This window comes from Streptococcus oralis, assembly GCF_026782345.1.
GTDB classification, from domain to species: domain Bacteria; phylum Bacillota; class Bacilli; order Lactobacillales; family Streptococcaceae; genus Streptococcus; species Streptococcus oralis_CK.
Window position 1 is genome coordinate 1,048,413 of record NZ_JAKUWI010000001.1, and the last position, 16,066, is coordinate 1,064,478.

21 protein-coding genes and 1 pseudogene are annotated in these 16,066 nt (G+C 41.8%); 6 read left to right on the plus strand and 16 right to left on the minus strand.

From position 1 onward, the window contains the following. Nucleotides 1-55: 55 nt before the first annotated feature. The 6 genes from MK405_RS05175 (at nucleotide 56) to nusB (ending at nucleotide 4,109) form a co-directional block, all read left to right on the plus strand. On the plus strand, nucleotides 56-451 hold the full coding sequence (locus MK405_RS05175; RefSeq protein WP_001031998.1) for a hypothetical protein: 396 nt from the start codon (nucleotides 56-58) through the stop codon (nucleotides 449-451). A gap of 97 nt (nucleotides 452-548) precedes the next feature. Then, nucleotides 549-1,505, plus strand: a complete 957-nt coding sequence (locus MK405_RS05180) for a zinc-ribbon domain-containing transport protein (protein ID WP_268704491.1) — start codon at nucleotides 549-551, stop codon at nucleotides 1,503-1,505. 8 nt (nucleotides 1,506-1,513) lie between these two features. Further along, nucleotides 1,514-2,641, plus strand: coding sequence for an SPFH domain-containing protein (locus MK405_RS05185; RefSeq protein WP_000505819.1), 1,128 nt, complete (start codon nucleotides 1,514-1,516; stop codon nucleotides 2,639-2,641). Nucleotides 2,642-2,722: 81 nt separating this feature from the next. Beyond that, on the plus strand, nucleotides 2,723-3,283 hold the full coding sequence (gene efp, locus MK405_RS05190) for an elongation factor P (RefSeq protein WP_000568640.1): 561 nt from the start codon (nucleotides 2,723-2,725) through the stop codon (nucleotides 3,281-3,283). Nucleotides 3,284-3,304: 21 nt separating this feature from the next. After that, nucleotides 3,305-3,694, plus strand: a complete 390-nt coding sequence (locus tag MK405_RS05195; protein WP_000510584.1) for an Asp23/Gls24 family envelope stress response protein — start codon at nucleotides 3,305-3,307, stop codon at nucleotides 3,692-3,694. Then, nucleotides 3,687-4,109, plus strand: coding sequence for a transcription antitermination factor NusB (gene nusB / locus MK405_RS05200; protein WP_268704492.1), 423 nt, complete (start codon nucleotides 3,687-3,689; stop codon nucleotides 4,107-4,109). The genes MK405_RS05195 and nusB overlap by 8 nt, the downstream gene beginning before the upstream one ends. 49 nt (nucleotides 4,110-4,158) lie before the next feature. On the opposite strand, the gene MK405_RS05205 is transcribed toward nusB, so the two are convergent. The 16 genes and pseudogenes from MK405_RS05205 to fabT form a co-directional block, all read right to left on the minus strand. Further along, nucleotides 4,159-4,881, minus strand: a complete 723-nt coding sequence (locus tag MK405_RS05205) for a CPBP family intramembrane glutamic endopeptidase (protein WP_268704493.1) — start codon at nucleotides 4,879-4,881, stop codon at nucleotides 4,159-4,161. A 17-nt stretch (nucleotides 4,882-4,898) separates the two neighbouring features. Then, nucleotides 4,899-5,083 (minus strand): annotated as a pseudogene (briC, locus tag MK405_RS05210) (biofilm-regulating peptide BriC). Between the two features lie 216 nt (nucleotides 5,084-5,299). Next, entirely contained in the window at nucleotides 5,300-6,025 is a 726-nt protein-coding gene (locus MK405_RS05215; RefSeq protein ID WP_268704494.1) for a CPBP family intramembrane glutamic endopeptidase, read from the minus strand. A gap of 18 nt (nucleotides 6,026-6,043) precedes the next feature. Beyond that, nucleotides 6,044-6,346, minus strand: a complete 303-nt coding sequence (locus MK405_RS05220; protein ID WP_268704495.1) for a hypothetical protein — start codon at nucleotides 6,344-6,346, stop codon at nucleotides 6,044-6,046. A 36-nt stretch (nucleotides 6,347-6,382) separates the two neighbouring features. Next, nucleotides 6,383-7,150, minus strand: a complete 768-nt coding sequence (locus tag MK405_RS05225; RefSeq protein WP_268704496.1) for an acetyl-CoA carboxylase carboxyl transferase subunit alpha — start codon at nucleotides 7,148-7,150, stop codon at nucleotides 6,383-6,385. Beyond that, on the minus strand, nucleotides 7,147-8,013 hold the full coding sequence (accD, locus tag MK405_RS05230) for an acetyl-CoA carboxylase, carboxyltransferase subunit beta (protein WP_268704497.1): 867 nt from the start codon (nucleotides 8,011-8,013) through the stop codon (nucleotides 7,147-7,149). Before accD ends, MK405_RS05225 begins: the two co-directional genes overlap by 4 nt. A 35-nt stretch (nucleotides 8,014-8,048) precedes the next feature. Then, on the minus strand, nucleotides 8,049-9,416 hold the full coding sequence (accC, locus tag MK405_RS05235; protein WP_268704498.1) for an acetyl-CoA carboxylase biotin carboxylase subunit: 1,368 nt from the start codon (nucleotides 9,414-9,416) through the stop codon (nucleotides 8,049-8,051). Nucleotides 9,417-9,427: 11 nt separating this feature from the next. Continuing rightward, complete coding sequence (gene fabZ / locus MK405_RS05240) at nucleotides 9,428-9,850, minus strand: 3-hydroxyacyl-ACP dehydratase FabZ (RefSeq protein ID WP_000565515.1); 423 nt, start codon at nucleotides 9,848-9,850, stop codon at nucleotides 9,428-9,430. Continuing rightward, nucleotides 9,847-10,323, minus strand: coding sequence for an acetyl-CoA carboxylase biotin carboxyl carrier protein (gene accB / locus MK405_RS05245; protein ID WP_084872558.1), 477 nt, complete (start codon nucleotides 10,321-10,323; stop codon nucleotides 9,847-9,849). Before accB ends, fabZ begins: the two co-directional genes overlap by 4 nt. Nucleotides 10,324-10,325: 2 nt before the next feature. After that, nucleotides 10,326-11,561 carry a beta-ketoacyl-ACP synthase II gene (gene fabF / locus MK405_RS05250; protein ID WP_268704499.1) on the minus strand — a complete coding sequence of 412 codons (1,236 nt, stop codon included), beginning with the start codon at nucleotides 11,559-11,561 and terminating at the stop codon, nucleotides 10,326-10,328. Between the two features lie 28 nt (nucleotides 11,562-11,589). After that, nucleotides 11,590-12,321, minus strand: a complete 732-nt coding sequence (gene fabG, locus MK405_RS05255; RefSeq protein ID WP_084853560.1) for a 3-oxoacyl-[acyl-carrier-protein] reductase — start codon at nucleotides 12,319-12,321, stop codon at nucleotides 11,590-11,592. A gap of 44 nt (nucleotides 12,322-12,365) precedes the next feature. Continuing rightward, a complete protein-coding gene (gene fabD, locus MK405_RS05260) occupies nucleotides 12,366-13,286 on the minus strand; it encodes an ACP S-malonyltransferase (protein ID WP_084853557.1) in 921 nt (306 codons plus the stop codon). Beyond that, nucleotides 13,279-14,253: an enoyl-[acyl-carrier-protein] reductase FabK gene (gene fabK / locus MK405_RS05265; protein WP_084853555.1), complete on the minus strand. Its 975-nt coding sequence runs from the start codon at nucleotides 14,251-14,253 to the stop codon at nucleotides 13,279-13,281. The genes fabD and fabK overlap by 8 nt, the downstream gene beginning before the upstream one ends. 117 nt (nucleotides 14,254-14,370) lie before the next feature. Further along, nucleotides 14,371-14,595, minus strand: coding sequence for an acyl carrier protein (locus tag MK405_RS05270; RefSeq protein ID WP_000257840.1), 225 nt, complete (start codon nucleotides 14,593-14,595; stop codon nucleotides 14,371-14,373). Between the two features lie 56 nt (nucleotides 14,596-14,651). Beyond that, nucleotides 14,652-15,626: a beta-ketoacyl-ACP synthase III gene (locus MK405_RS05275; protein WP_268704500.1), complete on the minus strand. Its 975-nt coding sequence runs from the start codon at nucleotides 15,624-15,626 to the stop codon at nucleotides 14,652-14,654. Further along, nucleotides 15,626-16,060, minus strand: a complete 435-nt coding sequence (gene fabT / locus MK405_RS05280; RefSeq protein ID WP_000386337.1) for a fatty acid biosynthesis transcriptional regulator FabT — start codon at nucleotides 16,058-16,060, stop codon at nucleotides 15,626-15,628. The genes MK405_RS05275 and fabT overlap by 1 nt, the downstream gene beginning before the upstream one ends. Between the last annotated feature and the right edge of the window lie 6 nt (nucleotides 16,061-16,066).

Genomic DNA, 16,066 nt, shown 5'->3' on the forward strand with positions numbered 1-16,066 from the left:
TACTCTTTATACACTTTTTTCTACTTTTAAGACGAGAATGAGACAAGGAGAATAAATGAACAAATTTTTACGATTGCTATTTGTCTTAGTCATCATCGCTATGTTAGGCGCTTCTATACTACAAATTTTCTTTCCATCGTACATGGGAAGCCACTCCGGGTACGGAATATCTGCTGGTTGGCAACGAGAAATTGGAATATGGAATTTAGCTGTATTGATTATTATTCTCGCTATCAATATTAAATACGATTGGTTCTATCTACGAATCGCACTTCTTGCTCTCATTATTGGCGGAATTGGAATAGGAACAAATCACTTACTCAATTATATGGAGTATCACTCTCCTGTAAATGCTATCGGTGCTTTTGAAAATTACTTGCTAGCAATAGGATGGATTGTGGGATGGCTCATCGAACGCCATTCCATAAAGAAGCTAAATGCTAGTAAATAACGCCTAGTATATCTTAGATTATTTTAAAGGTTATTAATAGTTTAATAATCATTCGAATTCAGAATTCTACCTGTTCAATCATATAGTTAGGAGACACATGAAAAAGTTTTATGCTCTTTTAATGACCTGTTTATTACTTGTTTTTCTATCCGTGCCTCAAATCGTTGATGCGGGTGTCGGACATTCCAGAAGTGGAGGGAGTAGCCGCAGTAGCTCCAGAAGTAGCAGCCGCTCAAGTGGAGGTGGAAGTCGTTCTGGCGGATCATCCTACCACTACTACCGTTCTGGATATGGATCATCCTCTGACAGTTCTGCTAGCTCTCCCTATCTAGGATTTATGTTCATATTAGTCGGAGGAATCATACTAGTTGTTATCGTCAAATCATTACAGAATAAGTCTGGAGATTCGAGTTCAACCTACACTAGTAATGATTATCAAACGCTCCATCGTCGAGTTGAACACAACACACTGGCCATTAGTCGTGTGAAATATGGGGATCCAAACTTTGACGCGGTAGCCTTCACATCTTGGGTTAAGGAAGTCTACCTTAAATTGCAAGTTGCCTGGACTGAGAAAAATTGGAACTCTGTCCGAGCTTTAGAAAGTACCAGTCTCTACTCTCAACACAGTACCCAACTCGAAGACCATATTCGTGCTAAAACAACTAATGTTTTAGAGAAAGTTTGTATCGAAAATGTTCGCATCAAGGAGTTCATTGAAAATCCTGACGGAAACGATACCTTAGTGGTGATTCTATCATCAATTTTACGAGACTATGTCATTGACGATGAGACTCGCCGTGTCATTGAAGGAGACCCTAAAAAAGATCTCTTCACCGTGTATCAATTAAACTTTATCCGTCAACACGGTAGCCAAACGCAAGCAGTCAATCCAGACGAAGTTGTGAGCGACCACTGTCCAAACTGTGGCGCCCCATTGAAAATCTCTGCCGTTAGCGAGTGCGACTACTGTGGTGCCAATCTCTCTCGCAGTCCAAACCAATGGGTACTCGATACCTATGATGTTGTGGATGAAGACGAGCTTTATAATTAGGAGGAATTATGGGATTTATACGTGCAGCCTTATCAGCAGGCTTAAATAGTTTTAATGATAGTAAATTCAAGGAAGCCATTGTCCTTCCAGATAATGTCTCTGGCGATGCCTTGGCCGTCAAGGGTCAATTACTCACAAAAGACCCAGATGGACGTTCTCGTCACAGCAATCAAAATACAGGCCTCTTGTCAGATGGCAGTGTGGTTATCGTTCCTCAAGGTTATACCGCTGTTTTGGTAAACAACGGTACCTTCCTTGGTGAAGTCCTCGAAGCTGGTAGCCACGAATGGCAAGCTGGTGATAACGCCTGGCTCCTTGAAAAAGGTGGTTTAAAAGGCACTTGGGAAAACTTTAAAAACCGTTTCTCTTTTGGTGGACAAGTCATCACCCAACAGGAAATTATCTTTATCCGCATGCAACCTATTGCAGGTAATAAGTTCGGCACACAAAATGCGGTCGAATACTTCAGCGAACGTTACCAACAACTGCTCAACATCCGTTTCTATGGCTTGTTTGATGTAAAAATAGCAGATCCAGTCCTCTTCTACGTGAGTTCTGTTAGCCGTCAAATTACTGACGGACAGCCATTTACTCTCCAAGATGTAGCTCAAGGAACGCTCCGTCAAAATATCGCACCGAAAATCGCGATTGCCATCGCCAAATATACCAACGAAAACAAGGTTGATATCTATAGCCTAAATGCCAATCAAGACACCTTTAACGAACTCGCTAAACAAGAGGTCAACAAGGTTTGGACAGGTCTCTACGGGATTGAAGCAACCAATATCTTGCTTGAAGACCTCAGTTACGACCAAGAAAGTCTTGATATCGTTCGCAAGCTTGATAGTGAGCTCGTGGCAATGAAGTACAACACGATTGAAATCGAAGAACGCCGTGCTCGAAACGAAGCGCTTATTGCTGCAGCTGCCAATGAGGGGAATGGCAATGGGATGAACATGTTTATGGGCATGAATCTCGGCCAAACTCTCGGTGGTCAATTAAGCCAACAAGTCCAAAATCAAGCACCAGCTCAAAATACTGGACAAACTGCCAGCAAGAATTTTTACATCGAAGTCGATGGAAAATACGTCCTCGTTACTAAAGACGAAGATGGAAATATCGTACCAGTCAACTAATTAAGCTCCTTCTGACATTTGAGTAATGTTGTCTTTTATGGTACAATAAAGAGTAAATTATTTTATTAAAGAGGTAAAAACATGATTGAAGCAAGCAAATTGAAAGCTGGTATGACATTTGAAACTGCAGACGGAAAATTGATCCGCGTTTTGGAAGCTAGTCACCACAAACCAGGTAAAGGAAACACGATCATGCGTATGAAATTGCGTGATGTCCGTACTGGTTCTACATTTGATACAAGCTACCGTCCAGAGGAAAAATTTGAACAAGCTATTATCGAGACTGTCCCAGCTCAATACTTGTACAAAATGGATGACACAGCATACTTCATGAATACAGAAACTTACGACCAGTACGAAATCCCTGTAGTCAACGTTGAAAACGAGTTGCTTTACATCCTTGAAAACTCTGATGTGAAAATCCAATTCTACGGAACTGAAGTGATCGGTGTCACTGTTCCTACTACTGTTGAATTGACAGTTGCAGAAACTCAACCATCTATCAAAGGCGCTACTGTTACAGGTTCTGGTAAACCAGCAACGATGGAAACTGGACTTGTCGTAAACGTTCCAGACTTCATCGAAGCAGGACAAAAACTCGTTATCAACACTGCAGAAGGAACTTACGTTTCTCGTGCCTAATCTCTAGAAAGAGGTCATTCTATGGGAATTGAAGAACAACTTGGCGAAATCGTTATCGCCCCACGTGTACTTGAAAAAATCATTGCTATTGCTACTGCAAAAGTAGAGGGTGTTCACTCTTTTTCAAACAAATCAGTATCTGACACCCTTTCAAAACTTTCTCTTGGCCGTGGTGTTTATCTAAAAAACGTGGACGAAGAACTCACAGCTGATATCTATCTCTACCTTGAGTACGGAGTAAAAGTTCCTAAGGTAGCTGTTGCTATCCAGAAAGCTGTTAAAGATGCAGTCCGCAATATGGCTGATGTAGAACTCGCTGCTATCAATATCCACGTTGCAGGTATCGTCCCAGATAAAACACCAAAACCAGAATTGAAAGATCTATTTGATGAGGACTTCCTCAATGACTAGTCCACTATTAGAATCTAGACGCCAACTCCGTAAATGCGCTTTTCAAGCTCTCATGAGCCTTGAGTTCGGTACGGATGTCGAAACTGCTTGTCGTTTCGCCTATACTCATAATCGTGAAGATACGGATGTGCAACTTCCAGCCTTTTTGACAGAGCTCGTTTCTGGTGTTCAAGCTAAAAAGGAAGAACTAGACAAGCAAATCACACAGCATTTAAAAGCAGGTTGGACCATCGAGCGTTTAACGCTCGTGGAGAGAAACCTCCTTCGCTTGGGAGTCTTTGAAATCACTTCATTTGACACCCCTCAGTTGGTTGCTGTTAACGAAGCTATCGAACTTGCAAAGGACTTCTCAGATCAAAAATCTGCTCGTTTTATCAATGGACTGCTCAGCCAGTTTGTAACAGAAGAACAGTAAAAAGAAAAAGTGTTTGACAAATATCAAACACTTTTTCTTTTACTTCCCACTATCTAAAAAAACGATAATAGATATAATTGTAAACAAAAATCCAGATAGGTTTTGCATGATTGAGAAAGTTAAAAAAACTATGGCAGAGAATCGTTAATCTCAGATTGTCGGTAGAACGATAAACAAGAGCGAAAAAGAGACCAATCAGACTATAATATAATAAACTAATTGGGTCCCGGTGAGATAGTATCAAATGACTAAGTCCAGAGATAAGGCCTGATAAGATGACATCTAAATAGTACTTTGACTTAGGAAAGAAGGTATTCATAAAATACCCTCTATCAAGAGTCTCCTCAAAAACAGGACCGATGATCACAGGCAGGACAAAAGATAAGATAGTCGATAAAAAAGTTGGTTGTCCATTTGAAAGAACCACGGTAAAATACTCATCATGAATATTCCTATGATTAATTAAATGAGCATAGCGTGTCCAAAAATTACCGAGAATCTGATAAACCACATAAGTTGCAAATAAGTAGAAGACAAATGACCAGTTCCAGCTCTTTTTTTCAAAGATAAAGAGCATCTTTTGCTTTTTTAACCACCAAATTAATAGAAGGTAAATTCCTACTAATCCTATTGTTAAAATAAGAGAATAGACATCAGCGCCTAACCCTAAAATGATTGCCACATACAATCCAATTGTTTGTGGTAAATAGGTAGATAGTAAAATAATAAGCAAAAATATTCCAAATTGTCTTAGTTTCTTTGTGTTTCTCATCGTACTTTTTTGAAAGATTATCCTGCTCGGAAGCCGTACTTCCAAGCATCTCTATAAGAATTAAGTGCCCCTTGCCCCATATAGGGGGCAAATTCTCTATAATATAAGCATCTACCATATCCATCTTCCCAAACAGCAAGACTACCTGAAGTTTGCTCTAGTTCTCAGTTGAAAGAACTGTAAATGTTTCTGTACCTGTCATATCAAGTACCTTCTTAAAATAGATTGTTGTAGGCTCATATTTATAGTATACTTCTTTTTTGTCTATTTTATATTCTATCTCCTCAACTGTCAATTTTTCAACCTGAATGGTAGCTTTACTCATTGAAAAACAAGAAATTGTAAAAAAGATTTCTCTATCTTCTACTCAAATTAAAAAAAGTGTTTGACAGCTATCAAACACTTTTTTTGCCTCCTACTATCTAAAAAAATGATAATAGATATAATTATAAACAAAAATCCAGATGGGTTTTGCATAAATGAGAAAGTTGAAAAAACTATGGCACAGGATGGTAATTTTTAAGTTCTTTGTCCAACGGTAGACAAGGGCATAGAAGAAACCGCCTAAACTATAAATAATCAAACTGATAGGATCTCGGTGAGTTAGGATCAAATGACTAAGTCCAAAGATAAGAGCAGATAGAATAACATCCAGATAGTACTTGGACTGGGGGAAAAAGGTATTCATAAAATACCCTCTATGAATCAGTTCCTCTAATATAGGTCCGACGATTACTGTTAAACTAAAACTGAGAACAGTTGATAGAAAAGTTGGTTGCCCATTGGAGTATAGAATCGAAAGAAGGTCTTGAAAGATATACTTGTTATCAATTAAGTGATAAAACTGTAATTGAAAAGCATCCACCAATTGACGAATAAAATAAGTAGCCACTAGACCAACTACAAGGTAAAAGAATCTTGACTTCTTTGAACCCTTTTTTTCAAAAATATAGAGCATGTCTTCCTTTTTGAGCCAGTAGATAAATATTAGCAAAAGAGCTATTACTTCAACTGTTGAAAAGATAGAATAGCCATCTATCCCCCATCCTAAAAACTTAGTCAGATACATAATCCCTAACTCTGGTAGATAAACCGATAGAAATACCAGTGATGTATAGACTCCCAAATGCCCTAGTTTTTTCATACTTACCCCTTTAATTTATCAATAGGTAATACCATAAGCACGTCTAGTCGCATGATTCAGTATTGTACTCCACTCTGTTGCTAAACTATATGCATATGGCGAATCCCAATGTCTATCATCAACTGCCCAAATCATTCGACCACCTGAAATTTGGTCTAACTCTTCAGATGAAAGAACTGTAAATGTCTCTGTACCTGTCATTGCAAGTACTTTCTTAAAATAGATTGTTGTAGGCTCATATTTATAGTATACATCTTTTTTGTCTATTTTATAGTCTATCTCCTCAACTGCCAATTTTTCACTCTGAATAGCATTTTCCATAAAAAATGAGACCTTTCTAGTCTCATTTAGTCATTCTTAGTATTTTCTAAAGCGTTGGTAACGTTCTTTGAGAAGCCCTTCCAAAGCTAAGCTTTGCAAGCGGTCAAGCTCTGCACGCAATTCATTTTTAAGGTGAGCTTGCAGTTCCTTACTGGAAAGACCTGCCTCTGAGATGACCTTATCTACGATTCCCATTTCTAGGAGTTCGTGTGAAGTGATCTTCATCAACTCTGCTGCTTCCATGGCACGACTTCCATCCTTCCAAAGGATAGAGGCAAAGCCTTCTGGACTGAGCACGGCATAGATCGAATTTTCCAGCATCCAGACACGGTCAGCAACGGCTAGTGCTAATGCACCTCCAGACCCTCCTTCACCGATAATAATCGCGATGATTGGAACCTTGAGGTCGCTCATTTCCATCAGGTTTCGAGCGATTGCTTCCCCTTGTCCACGTTCCTCAGCTCCAACACCTGGGTAAGCTCCAGCAGTGTTGATGAAGGTTACAACTGGACGACCAAATTTTTCTGCCTGTTTCATCAAGCGAAGAGCCTTGCGATAGCCTTCTGGATGGGGTTGCCCAAAGTTCCGTTTGAGGTTGTCATGAAGACTTTTTCCCTTTTGGATTCCGACGACTGTTACTGCTTGATCACCTAACCAGCCAATTCCACCAATGACCGCACCGTCATCTCTGAAAGAACGGTCTCCATGCAATTCGATAAATTCATCGAAGATTCCATTGGCAAAATCAAGGGCTGTCAAACGACTCTGCTCGCGTGCCTCTCTGACTATTTTTGCAATATTCATCCGCGGCTTCCTCCATGCAATCTCACTAATTTAGCAATTGTATCTGGTAGTTCTCTCCGTTTGACAATTGCATCCACAAATCCATGTTCAAGCAGGAACTCTGCCTTTTGGAAGTCATCCGGCAAGGTCTCACGAACTGTATTTTCGATAACACGACGCCCTGCAAAACCAACCAAACTCTGGGGTTCTGCTAGGATAATGTCACCCTCCATGGCAAAGGAAGCAGTTACTCCACCTGTTGTCGGATCCGTCAAAATAGTCAGGTAAAAAAGTCCTGCCTTGGAATGACGTTGAACTGCCGCAGAAATCTTAGCCATCTGCATCAAGCTCATAATCCCTTCTTGCATACGGGCACCACCAGAAGCTGTAAAAAGTACAACTGGCAAGTTTTCTACCGTTGCATACTCAAACAAGCGCGTGATTTTTTCACCCACAACGGTTCCCATAGAAGCCATGATAAAGTTAGAATCCATGATCCCAAGGGCAACTTTTTTCCCCTTGATGCTAGCTGTACCAGTCAGGACAGCTTCATCCAGTCCTGTTTTTTCACGCATGCTAGCCAGTTTTTTCTGGTAACCAGGAAAGTTCAAGGGATCTTGAGTTTCAATTCCTGTAAACATCTCCACAAAGCTATCAGAATCAACTGTTAGAGCCAAGCGCTCTTGGGCTGAAATACGGAAAGTATAGCTACAATGGGGACAAATGCGCTCACTCCCAAGGTCCTTTTGATAAATGGTGTGCTTACATCCAGGACACTTGGAGAAGAGTTCATCAGGCACCTCCGGCTTGGCTTGTGGTGCCTGCCTTACGGATCGATTAGGATTGATCCGAATATACTTATCCTTTTTACTAAATAGAGCCATAAATCCCCCTTTTAGTTCTCATACTCTTTGAAAGTCTATTCTTTTTCTTGGTAATGTGGCAAGAAAGTTTCCATCAGGAAGGAAGTATCGTAGTCCCCAGCGATAACCCGACGGTCTGAAATTAGATCCAGCTGGAAATCCGCATTGGTTTGTACTCCTTCAATCTCAAGCTCATAAAGTGCCCGTTGCATCTTCATAAGAGCGTCAAAACGATTCTCCCCATGAACAATGATTTTGGCAATCATACTATCATAGTAGGGAGGAATGGTATAACCTGGATAGACTGCAGAGTCTACACGCAATCCAACTCCTCCACTTGGTAGATAGAGATTGGTAATTTTACCTGGGCTTGGAGCAAAGTTAAATGCTGGATTTTCCGCATTGATCCGGCACTCGATAGCATGACCTCGTAGGACAATATCTTCTTGTTTGAAAGGTAAAGGTTGCCCGGCAGCAATGCGAATCTGCTCTTTCACGATGTCAACACCTGAAACAAACTCTGTGACTGGGTGTTCAACTTGCACACGAGTATTCATTTCCATGAAGTAGAAATTGCCACTGGCTTCATCGAGAAGAAATTCAATCGTCCCTGCATTTTCATAGCCTACAGACTCTGCTGCACGAACGGCTGCAGCACCAATTTCATTACGAAGGGTTTTGCCAATCGCAATGGATGGGCTTTCTTCTAAGACCTTTTGGTTATTTCGTTGAAGAGAACAATCCCGTTCTCCTAGGTGGATGACGTGTCCCTCTTGGTCAGCAAGGATTTGGACCTCGATATGACGAGCTGGATAAATCACACGCTCAAGATACATAGCGCCGTTTCCAAAGTTGGCCTTGGCTTCACTGGACGCTGTCTCAAATGCTGCGACCAAGTCTTCTGCCTTTTCAACCTTACGAATTCCTTTTCCACCACCACCTGCCGATGCCTTAAGCATGACTGGATAGCCAATTTTTTCAGCAACCGCAAGGGCCTCTTCAGCTGTGTGAACTTCACCATCAGATCCTGGGATAACTGGAACCCCAGCCTTGATCATTTGCTCACGCGCATTGATCTTATCTCCCATGGTATCCATTACAGCGCCAGAAGGGCCGATAAACTTAATCCCCACTTCATCGCACATCGTGGCAAACTTGGAGTTTTCGCTAAGAAAACCAAAACCTGGGTGGATGGCTTCTGCTTCTGTCAAGACTGCAGCAGATAAAATCGCATTGATATTGAGATAAGACTCTGTCGCCTTACCAGGTCCGATACAGATAGCTTCATCCGCTAGGAGTGTGTGAAGAGCTTCCTTATCAGCAGTTGAATAAACTGCTACGGTCGCAATGCCCAATTCACGCGCAGCTCGAATAATGCGAACCGCAATCTCACCACGGTTGGCAATTAAAATTTTACGAAACATGGAGAACCTCCTTAGTTTCCAATTGCAAAGGTAAGAGTACCACTCGCTGCAAGCTTACCATCTACTTCAGCCTTTGCTTCAACCACAGCAATCGTACCACGACGTTTGACAAAAGTAGCCGTCATGACTAATTGATCACCTGGTACAACTTGCTTCTTGAACTTAACCTTGTCCATGCCAGCATAGAAGACCAGTTTCCCTTTATTTTCAGGTTTGGACAATTCCAAGACACCAGCAGTCTGGGCCAAGGCTTCCATGATAAGAACACCTGGCATGACTGGGTATTGAGGAAAATGACCATTGAAGAAAGGTTCGTTGATGGTCACATTTTTAATGGCAACAATGGTATCCTCGCTCACTTCCAAGACACGGTCCACTAGGAGCATGGGGTAGCGATGGGGTAGAGCTTCTTTGATTCCTTGAATATCGATCATTTGATACGCACCAATCCTTTACCGAACTCAACCATTTCTTCATTTGAAACGAGAATTTCTGTCACCACACCATCTTTAGGTGCAGGGATTTCATTCATGACTTTCATGGCTTCGATGATCACCAAAGTCTGACCTTTTTTAACACTGTCTCCGACTGTGACAAAGGCAGGTTTATCTGGTCCAGCGGCCAAGTAAGCCACCCCTACAAGTGGGCTCTCAACAACATCACCCTCTGGAGCAACCGTCGTTTCAGCTGGTGCTGGAGCTTCTTCTACTGAACTCTCTACTGGAGTTGAAGGGGCACTTGCAGCTACTGCAGTTGGCGCTGTAGCAACTTGAGCTGGCGCTTCAGAAGCCATCCTTGCTTCATTCTTGCTGAACTGCAATTCATCCGTTCCATTTTTATAAGAAAATTCTCTCAAACTTGATTGATCAAATTGAGCCATCAAGTCCTTGATCTCATTTAAATTCATAATTATTTATTCTCCCAACGTTTGAAAGCAAGAACCGCATTGTGTCCACCAAAACCAAAGGTATTTGAAATGGCATAAGGGATTTCTTGCTCCAAGCCTTCTCCATAAACAACATTCGCTTCGATATAATCTGACAACTCACTTGTCCCAGCTGTCATTGGTACAAAGTTATGACGCATGGCTTCAATTGTAGCGATGGCTTCTACTGCCCCTGCAGCACCAAGTAAGTGTCCTGTAAAGGACTTGGTTGAAGATACTGGTACTTCTTTACCAAGAACAGCTACAATGGCACTACTTTCTCCTTTTTCATTAGCAGGAGTTGAAGTTCCATGGGCATTGACATAAGCCACTTGTTCTGGAGAAATTTCTGCTTCTTCCAAAGCTAGTTTAATTGCCTTGATTGCACCTTGACCTTCTGGATGAGGTGAAGTCATATGATAAGCATCACAGGTATTTCCATAACCAACTACTTCAGCCAAGATAGTTGCTCCACGTTTTTCAGCATGTTCAAGACTCTCAAGAACCAGCATTCCAGAACCTTCTCCCATCACAAAACCATTACGGTCTTTGTCAAACGGAATAGAAGCACGAGTTGGATCTTCTGTAGTTGATAGGGCAGTCAATGCTTGGAAACCAGCGATGGCAAAAGGAGTGATAGATGATTCTGATCCACCTACTAACATGACATCTTGGAAACCAAACTTGATTGAACGGAAGGCATCGCCAATAGCATCATTTGATGAGGCACAGGCTGTATTGATTGATTTACAGACACCGTTTGCTCCAAAGCGCATGGCAACATTTCCCGAAGCCATATTTGGCAAGGCTTTTGGAAGTGTCAATGGCTTAACACGTTTTGGGCCTTTTTCGTGAAGACGGATAACTTGGTCTTCGATTTCTTTAATTCCCCCAATACCAGAAGCCACGATGACACCAAAACGATCTTTATCAATTGCTTCCACATCAAGATTTGCATTTGTCACCGCTTCTTGAGCTGCGTACAAGGCATACAAAGAATAGTTATCAAAACGGTTGGTATCTTTTTTGACAAAGTATTTATCAAATGGGAAATCTTGAACTTCTGCCGCATTGTGCACAGCAAATTCGCTGTGATCAAACTTAGTGATTTCTCCAATTCCGATTTTCCCAGTTTGCAAACTGTTCCAAAATTCTTCTGGAGTATTTCCGATAGGAGAGGTCAATCCGTAACCTGTTACTACAACTCGATTTAGTTTCATCTGTCTTACCTATATCTTTCCTTATTTTTTACATGCTAAGTCCGCCATCAACAGCGAGAACTTGTCCAGTCAAATAATCCTGTCCAGCCAGGAACACTGTAGCATCTGCGATATGTTCTGCTTGTCCGAAATGTTTCATTGGGATTTGGGCCAATGTCGCTTCCTTAACCTTATCAGACAAAACAGCAGTCATATCTGACTCGATCATTCCTGGTGCAAGAGCATTTACTCGTACGTTGCGATTGGCAACTTCACGTGCAACTGACTTAGTAAAACCAATCAAACCTGCTTTAGAAGCTGCATAGTTGGCTTGTCCGATATTTCCCATCAAACCGACCACACTGGACATATTGATAATCGCACCTTCACGTGCCTTGATCATCTGTTTCAAGACTGCTTGCGTCATGTTGAAGGCACCTGTCAAATTGATCTTAATCACCTTTTCAAAGTCTTCTTCGGTCATCTTGAGCATAAGCGTATCTTGAGTGATCCCAGCATTGTTGACCAAGACATCGACAGAACCGAGTTCTGCAATCGCTTGATCTACCATACGCTTGGCATCTGCAAAGTCTGAAACATCACCTGATATCGGTACTACTTTGACACCGTAGTTTGAAAACTCAGCCAGCAATTCTTCTGAGATTGCTCCACGGCTATTTAAGACTACATTCGCACCTAGTTTGGCAAATTTGTGAGCAATGGCAAGTCCGATACCACGACTTGAACCTGTAACAAAGATATTTTTATTTTTTAGTTGCATTCTATTCTCCTGTTTCCTGTTGTATTTTCTGGGAGAAGGGGTCACTAGTTTCCTAGCAAAGCATCCAAGCTTGTTTGATCTTCAACGTTAGCTAGCTGAGCAGTTTTATCGATTTTTTTGACAAATCCTGATAGGACTTTTCCAGGGCCGATTTCAATAAAGTTGGTCACCCCAGCATCCTGCATCACAGCAATACTTTCATAAAAACGAACAGGTTCTTTGACCTGACGCGTCAAGAGCTCTTGGATTCGATCTTTTTCCATAACAGTAGCCTCCGTATTGCCGACTAGTGGACAAGTAAAATCAGAGAAACTCACTTCCTCAAGAGCTCCAGCCAGTTGCTGACTGGCGGGTTCAAGAAGGGCTGTATGGAAAGGGCCAGATACATTTAAAGGAATCAATCGTTTTGCTCCTGCTTCCTGCAAGAGTTCAACTGCGCGGTCAACCGCAGCCACCTCACCACCTATAACGACTTGGCTTGGGGTGTTGTAGTTAGCTGGAGTCACTACTCCAACTTTAGAGGCTGTTTCACAAGCTTCCTCAATCACTTCAACTGGAGTATTAAGAACGGCAACCATCTTTCCAGAGCCTGCTGGTGCAGCCTCTTCCATATAAGCCCCACGCTTAGCAATCAAGGCAACTGCATCCTCAAAGTCCAAGGCACCACTTGCTACAAGAGCCGAATATTCTCCGAGGGACAGTCCTGCCACCATGTCTGGCTGATAGCCTTTTTCTTTCAATAATCGGTAAATAGCAACGGATGTAGCTAGAATAGCTGGTTGCGTGTAACGAGTCTGATTTAACTTTGCTTCATTATTGTCAATCAAGTCACGAAGGTCATAACCCAAAACCTGACTAGCTTGGTCAATTGTTTCCTTGACGATAGGATAGCGATCATAGAGATCACGTCCCATCCCTAGATACTGAGCACCTTGGCCCGCAAATAGAAAGGCTGTTTTAGTCATTTCTTGTAACTCCTGCCCAACGAGCAGCTTCTTCTTGAATTTTTTCAGCTGCACCGTAGTAGATATCTTTTAAGATTTCTTCAACAGTTTCTTCTTTAGAAATCAAACCTGCAATCTGGCCGGCCATCACTGAACCGCCATCCACATCACCATGGACAACAGCTTTAGCTAAAGCTCCTGCACCCATTTGCTCAAAGATTTCCAAATCTGGATTTTCTTGTTTAAAGGCATCCTTTTCAGCTTGTTCGAAATCACGAGTCAACTGGTTTTTAATGGCACGAACTGCGTGTCCAAAATGTTGTGCTGAAATCGTTGTATCAATATCACGAGCTTTTAAAATTTTAGCTTTATAATTTGGATGAGCATTAGACTCTTTGGCAACTACAAAACGAGTTCCTACTTGAACAGCTTCTGCGCCAAGCATAAACCCAGCCGCTGCCCCCTCACCATCTGCAATACCACCAGCAGCAATAACTGGAATTGAAACAGCTGCAGCAACTTGGCGAACCAAGGTCATCGTTGTTAATTTACCAATGTGTCCACCAGCTTCCATACCTTCTGCAATGACGGCATCCGCACCAATTTTTTCCATGCGTTTTGCCAAAGCAACACTAGGAACAACAGGAATAACTGTAATTCCTGCATCATGGAATCGCTCCATGTATTTACTTGGGTTTCCTGCACCAGTTGTGACTACCTTAACCCCTTCTTCAATAACGAGGTCAACAATATCATCTACAAATGGAGACAGAAGCATAATGTTTACACCAAAAGGTTTATCCGTAAGTGATTTGATTTTATCGATATTAGCCTTCACGACCTCTTTAGGTGCATTCCCACCACCAATGATCCCTAGACCACCAGCTTTTGATACTGCACCAGCCAAGTCACCATCAGCAACCCAGGCCATTCCTCCTTGAAAAATAGGATAATCAATGTTCAATAATTCTGTAATACGTGTTTTCATAGTGCCTCCATCATTCCTTGCTTACGTAATAGTTCGATAAGTTTATCATTTGAATTTCAAACTATTACCTAAACAAGAGGGAGCGGGTCTCCCCTACTCCTTCTAGTAATATGCTAATTATTTTGTTTGCTCTTCAACGTAAGCAACCAAGTCACCAACTGTTTTCAAGTTATCTTCTGCTTCGATTTGGATATCAAAAGCATCCTCAATTTCAGAGATTACTTGGAACAAGTCCAATGAATCTGCATCCAAATCATCAAAAGTAGATTCAAGTGTTACTTCTGATGCGTCTTTCCCAAGTTCTTCAACGATAATTTCTTGTACTTTTTCAAATACTGCCATGATAGGACTCCTTTAAAATATAAAATTTTATAACTATGTGTTTACCACATGATTACCTAGATTGTAAGAATGAGTGTGCCCCATGTCAAACCTCCACCGAAGCCTGATAGGAGAATCGTCTGGCTACCATCTAAACGAATCATGCCATTCTCCACACACTCTGAGAGCAAAATCGGGATACTTGCTGCACTGGTATTTCCATACTCCATCATATTGGCAGGAAGCTTGTCTCGGTCTACACCGATTTTCTTAGCCATCTTATCCAAAATGCGGATATTTGCCTGATGAAGCAAGAGATAATCCAAGTCCGATGCTACGATTGGACCATTTTCAATGGTTTCTTTGATCGATCTAGCAACATCACGATTTGCAAAATCAAAAACTGCTCGTCCATCCATCTTCAGAAAAGCAGGAACTGCTTCTTGAACTGAGAAGGGCGAAGCCAAAGCCGTTTGACCATAGGTCAAACACTCGCTCCGAGAGCCATCTGTATAGAGACTTTCCACAAGGAAGTGACGTGTTTCGTTCGCTTCCAAGAGAACGCCACCAGCACCATCTCCAAAGAGAACAGCTGTCGAACGATCAGACCAATCAACTGCCTTGGATAAGGTTTCAGCCCCGATAACAATCCCTTTTTTGAACTGTCCAGAACTTAAAAACTTTTCTGCAGTTGAGAGAGCGAATACAAAGCCACTGCAAGCTGCTGTCAGATCAAAGGCAAAAGCTCTATGCGCTCTGATATTCGCCTGAACTCGAGCTGCTGTGGAAGGCATCATCGAGTCTGGGGTAATCGTCGCTACAATGATAAAATCAATCTGATCCGCTGTTAAGCTCCCTTTATCCAATAAGCTCTTCGCAACTTCTGTCGCCAAGTCACTTGTAGATTCCGTTTTTGAGATATGTCTCTGTTTAATTCCTGTCCGACTTGAAATCCACTCATCGCTTGTATCCATGATTTGAGCCAAGTCATGATTAGTGACCACTTGCTCTGGGACATAATGAGCAACTTGGCTTATTTTAGCAAAGGCCATTATTTCAAATCCTCCAAAAATTGATAAAGGTTCGTCAAGCCTCTGCCCATGACTTTCTTTTCCTCAGGACTCATGCCGTCAATAATTCTTTCGACCATGGCCTTGTGGAATCGTTTGTGAAGGCGGTGAACCAAACGACCTTTCTTTGTCAAATGCAGATAGACCACACGACGGTCTTGATCAGAACGAATACGCTCAATGTAACCCTTTCTTTCTAGGTTATTCAAGCTCGTCGTAACCGTTCCCAGGGTCACCATCAGTTCTTTGGAAACCTTACTAGGCGTCGCCTCAGGGAACTTTCCAATCACATCGATCGTGTGCATTTCTTTGATGGAGATGTCTTTGAATCGACTACCTCGTAAGCTAACCTCCTCAATCACAAGGACGTTATTGAAAATAGATGTTAAATAATCATTTACTTGTTGGTAGTCCAAACTTTT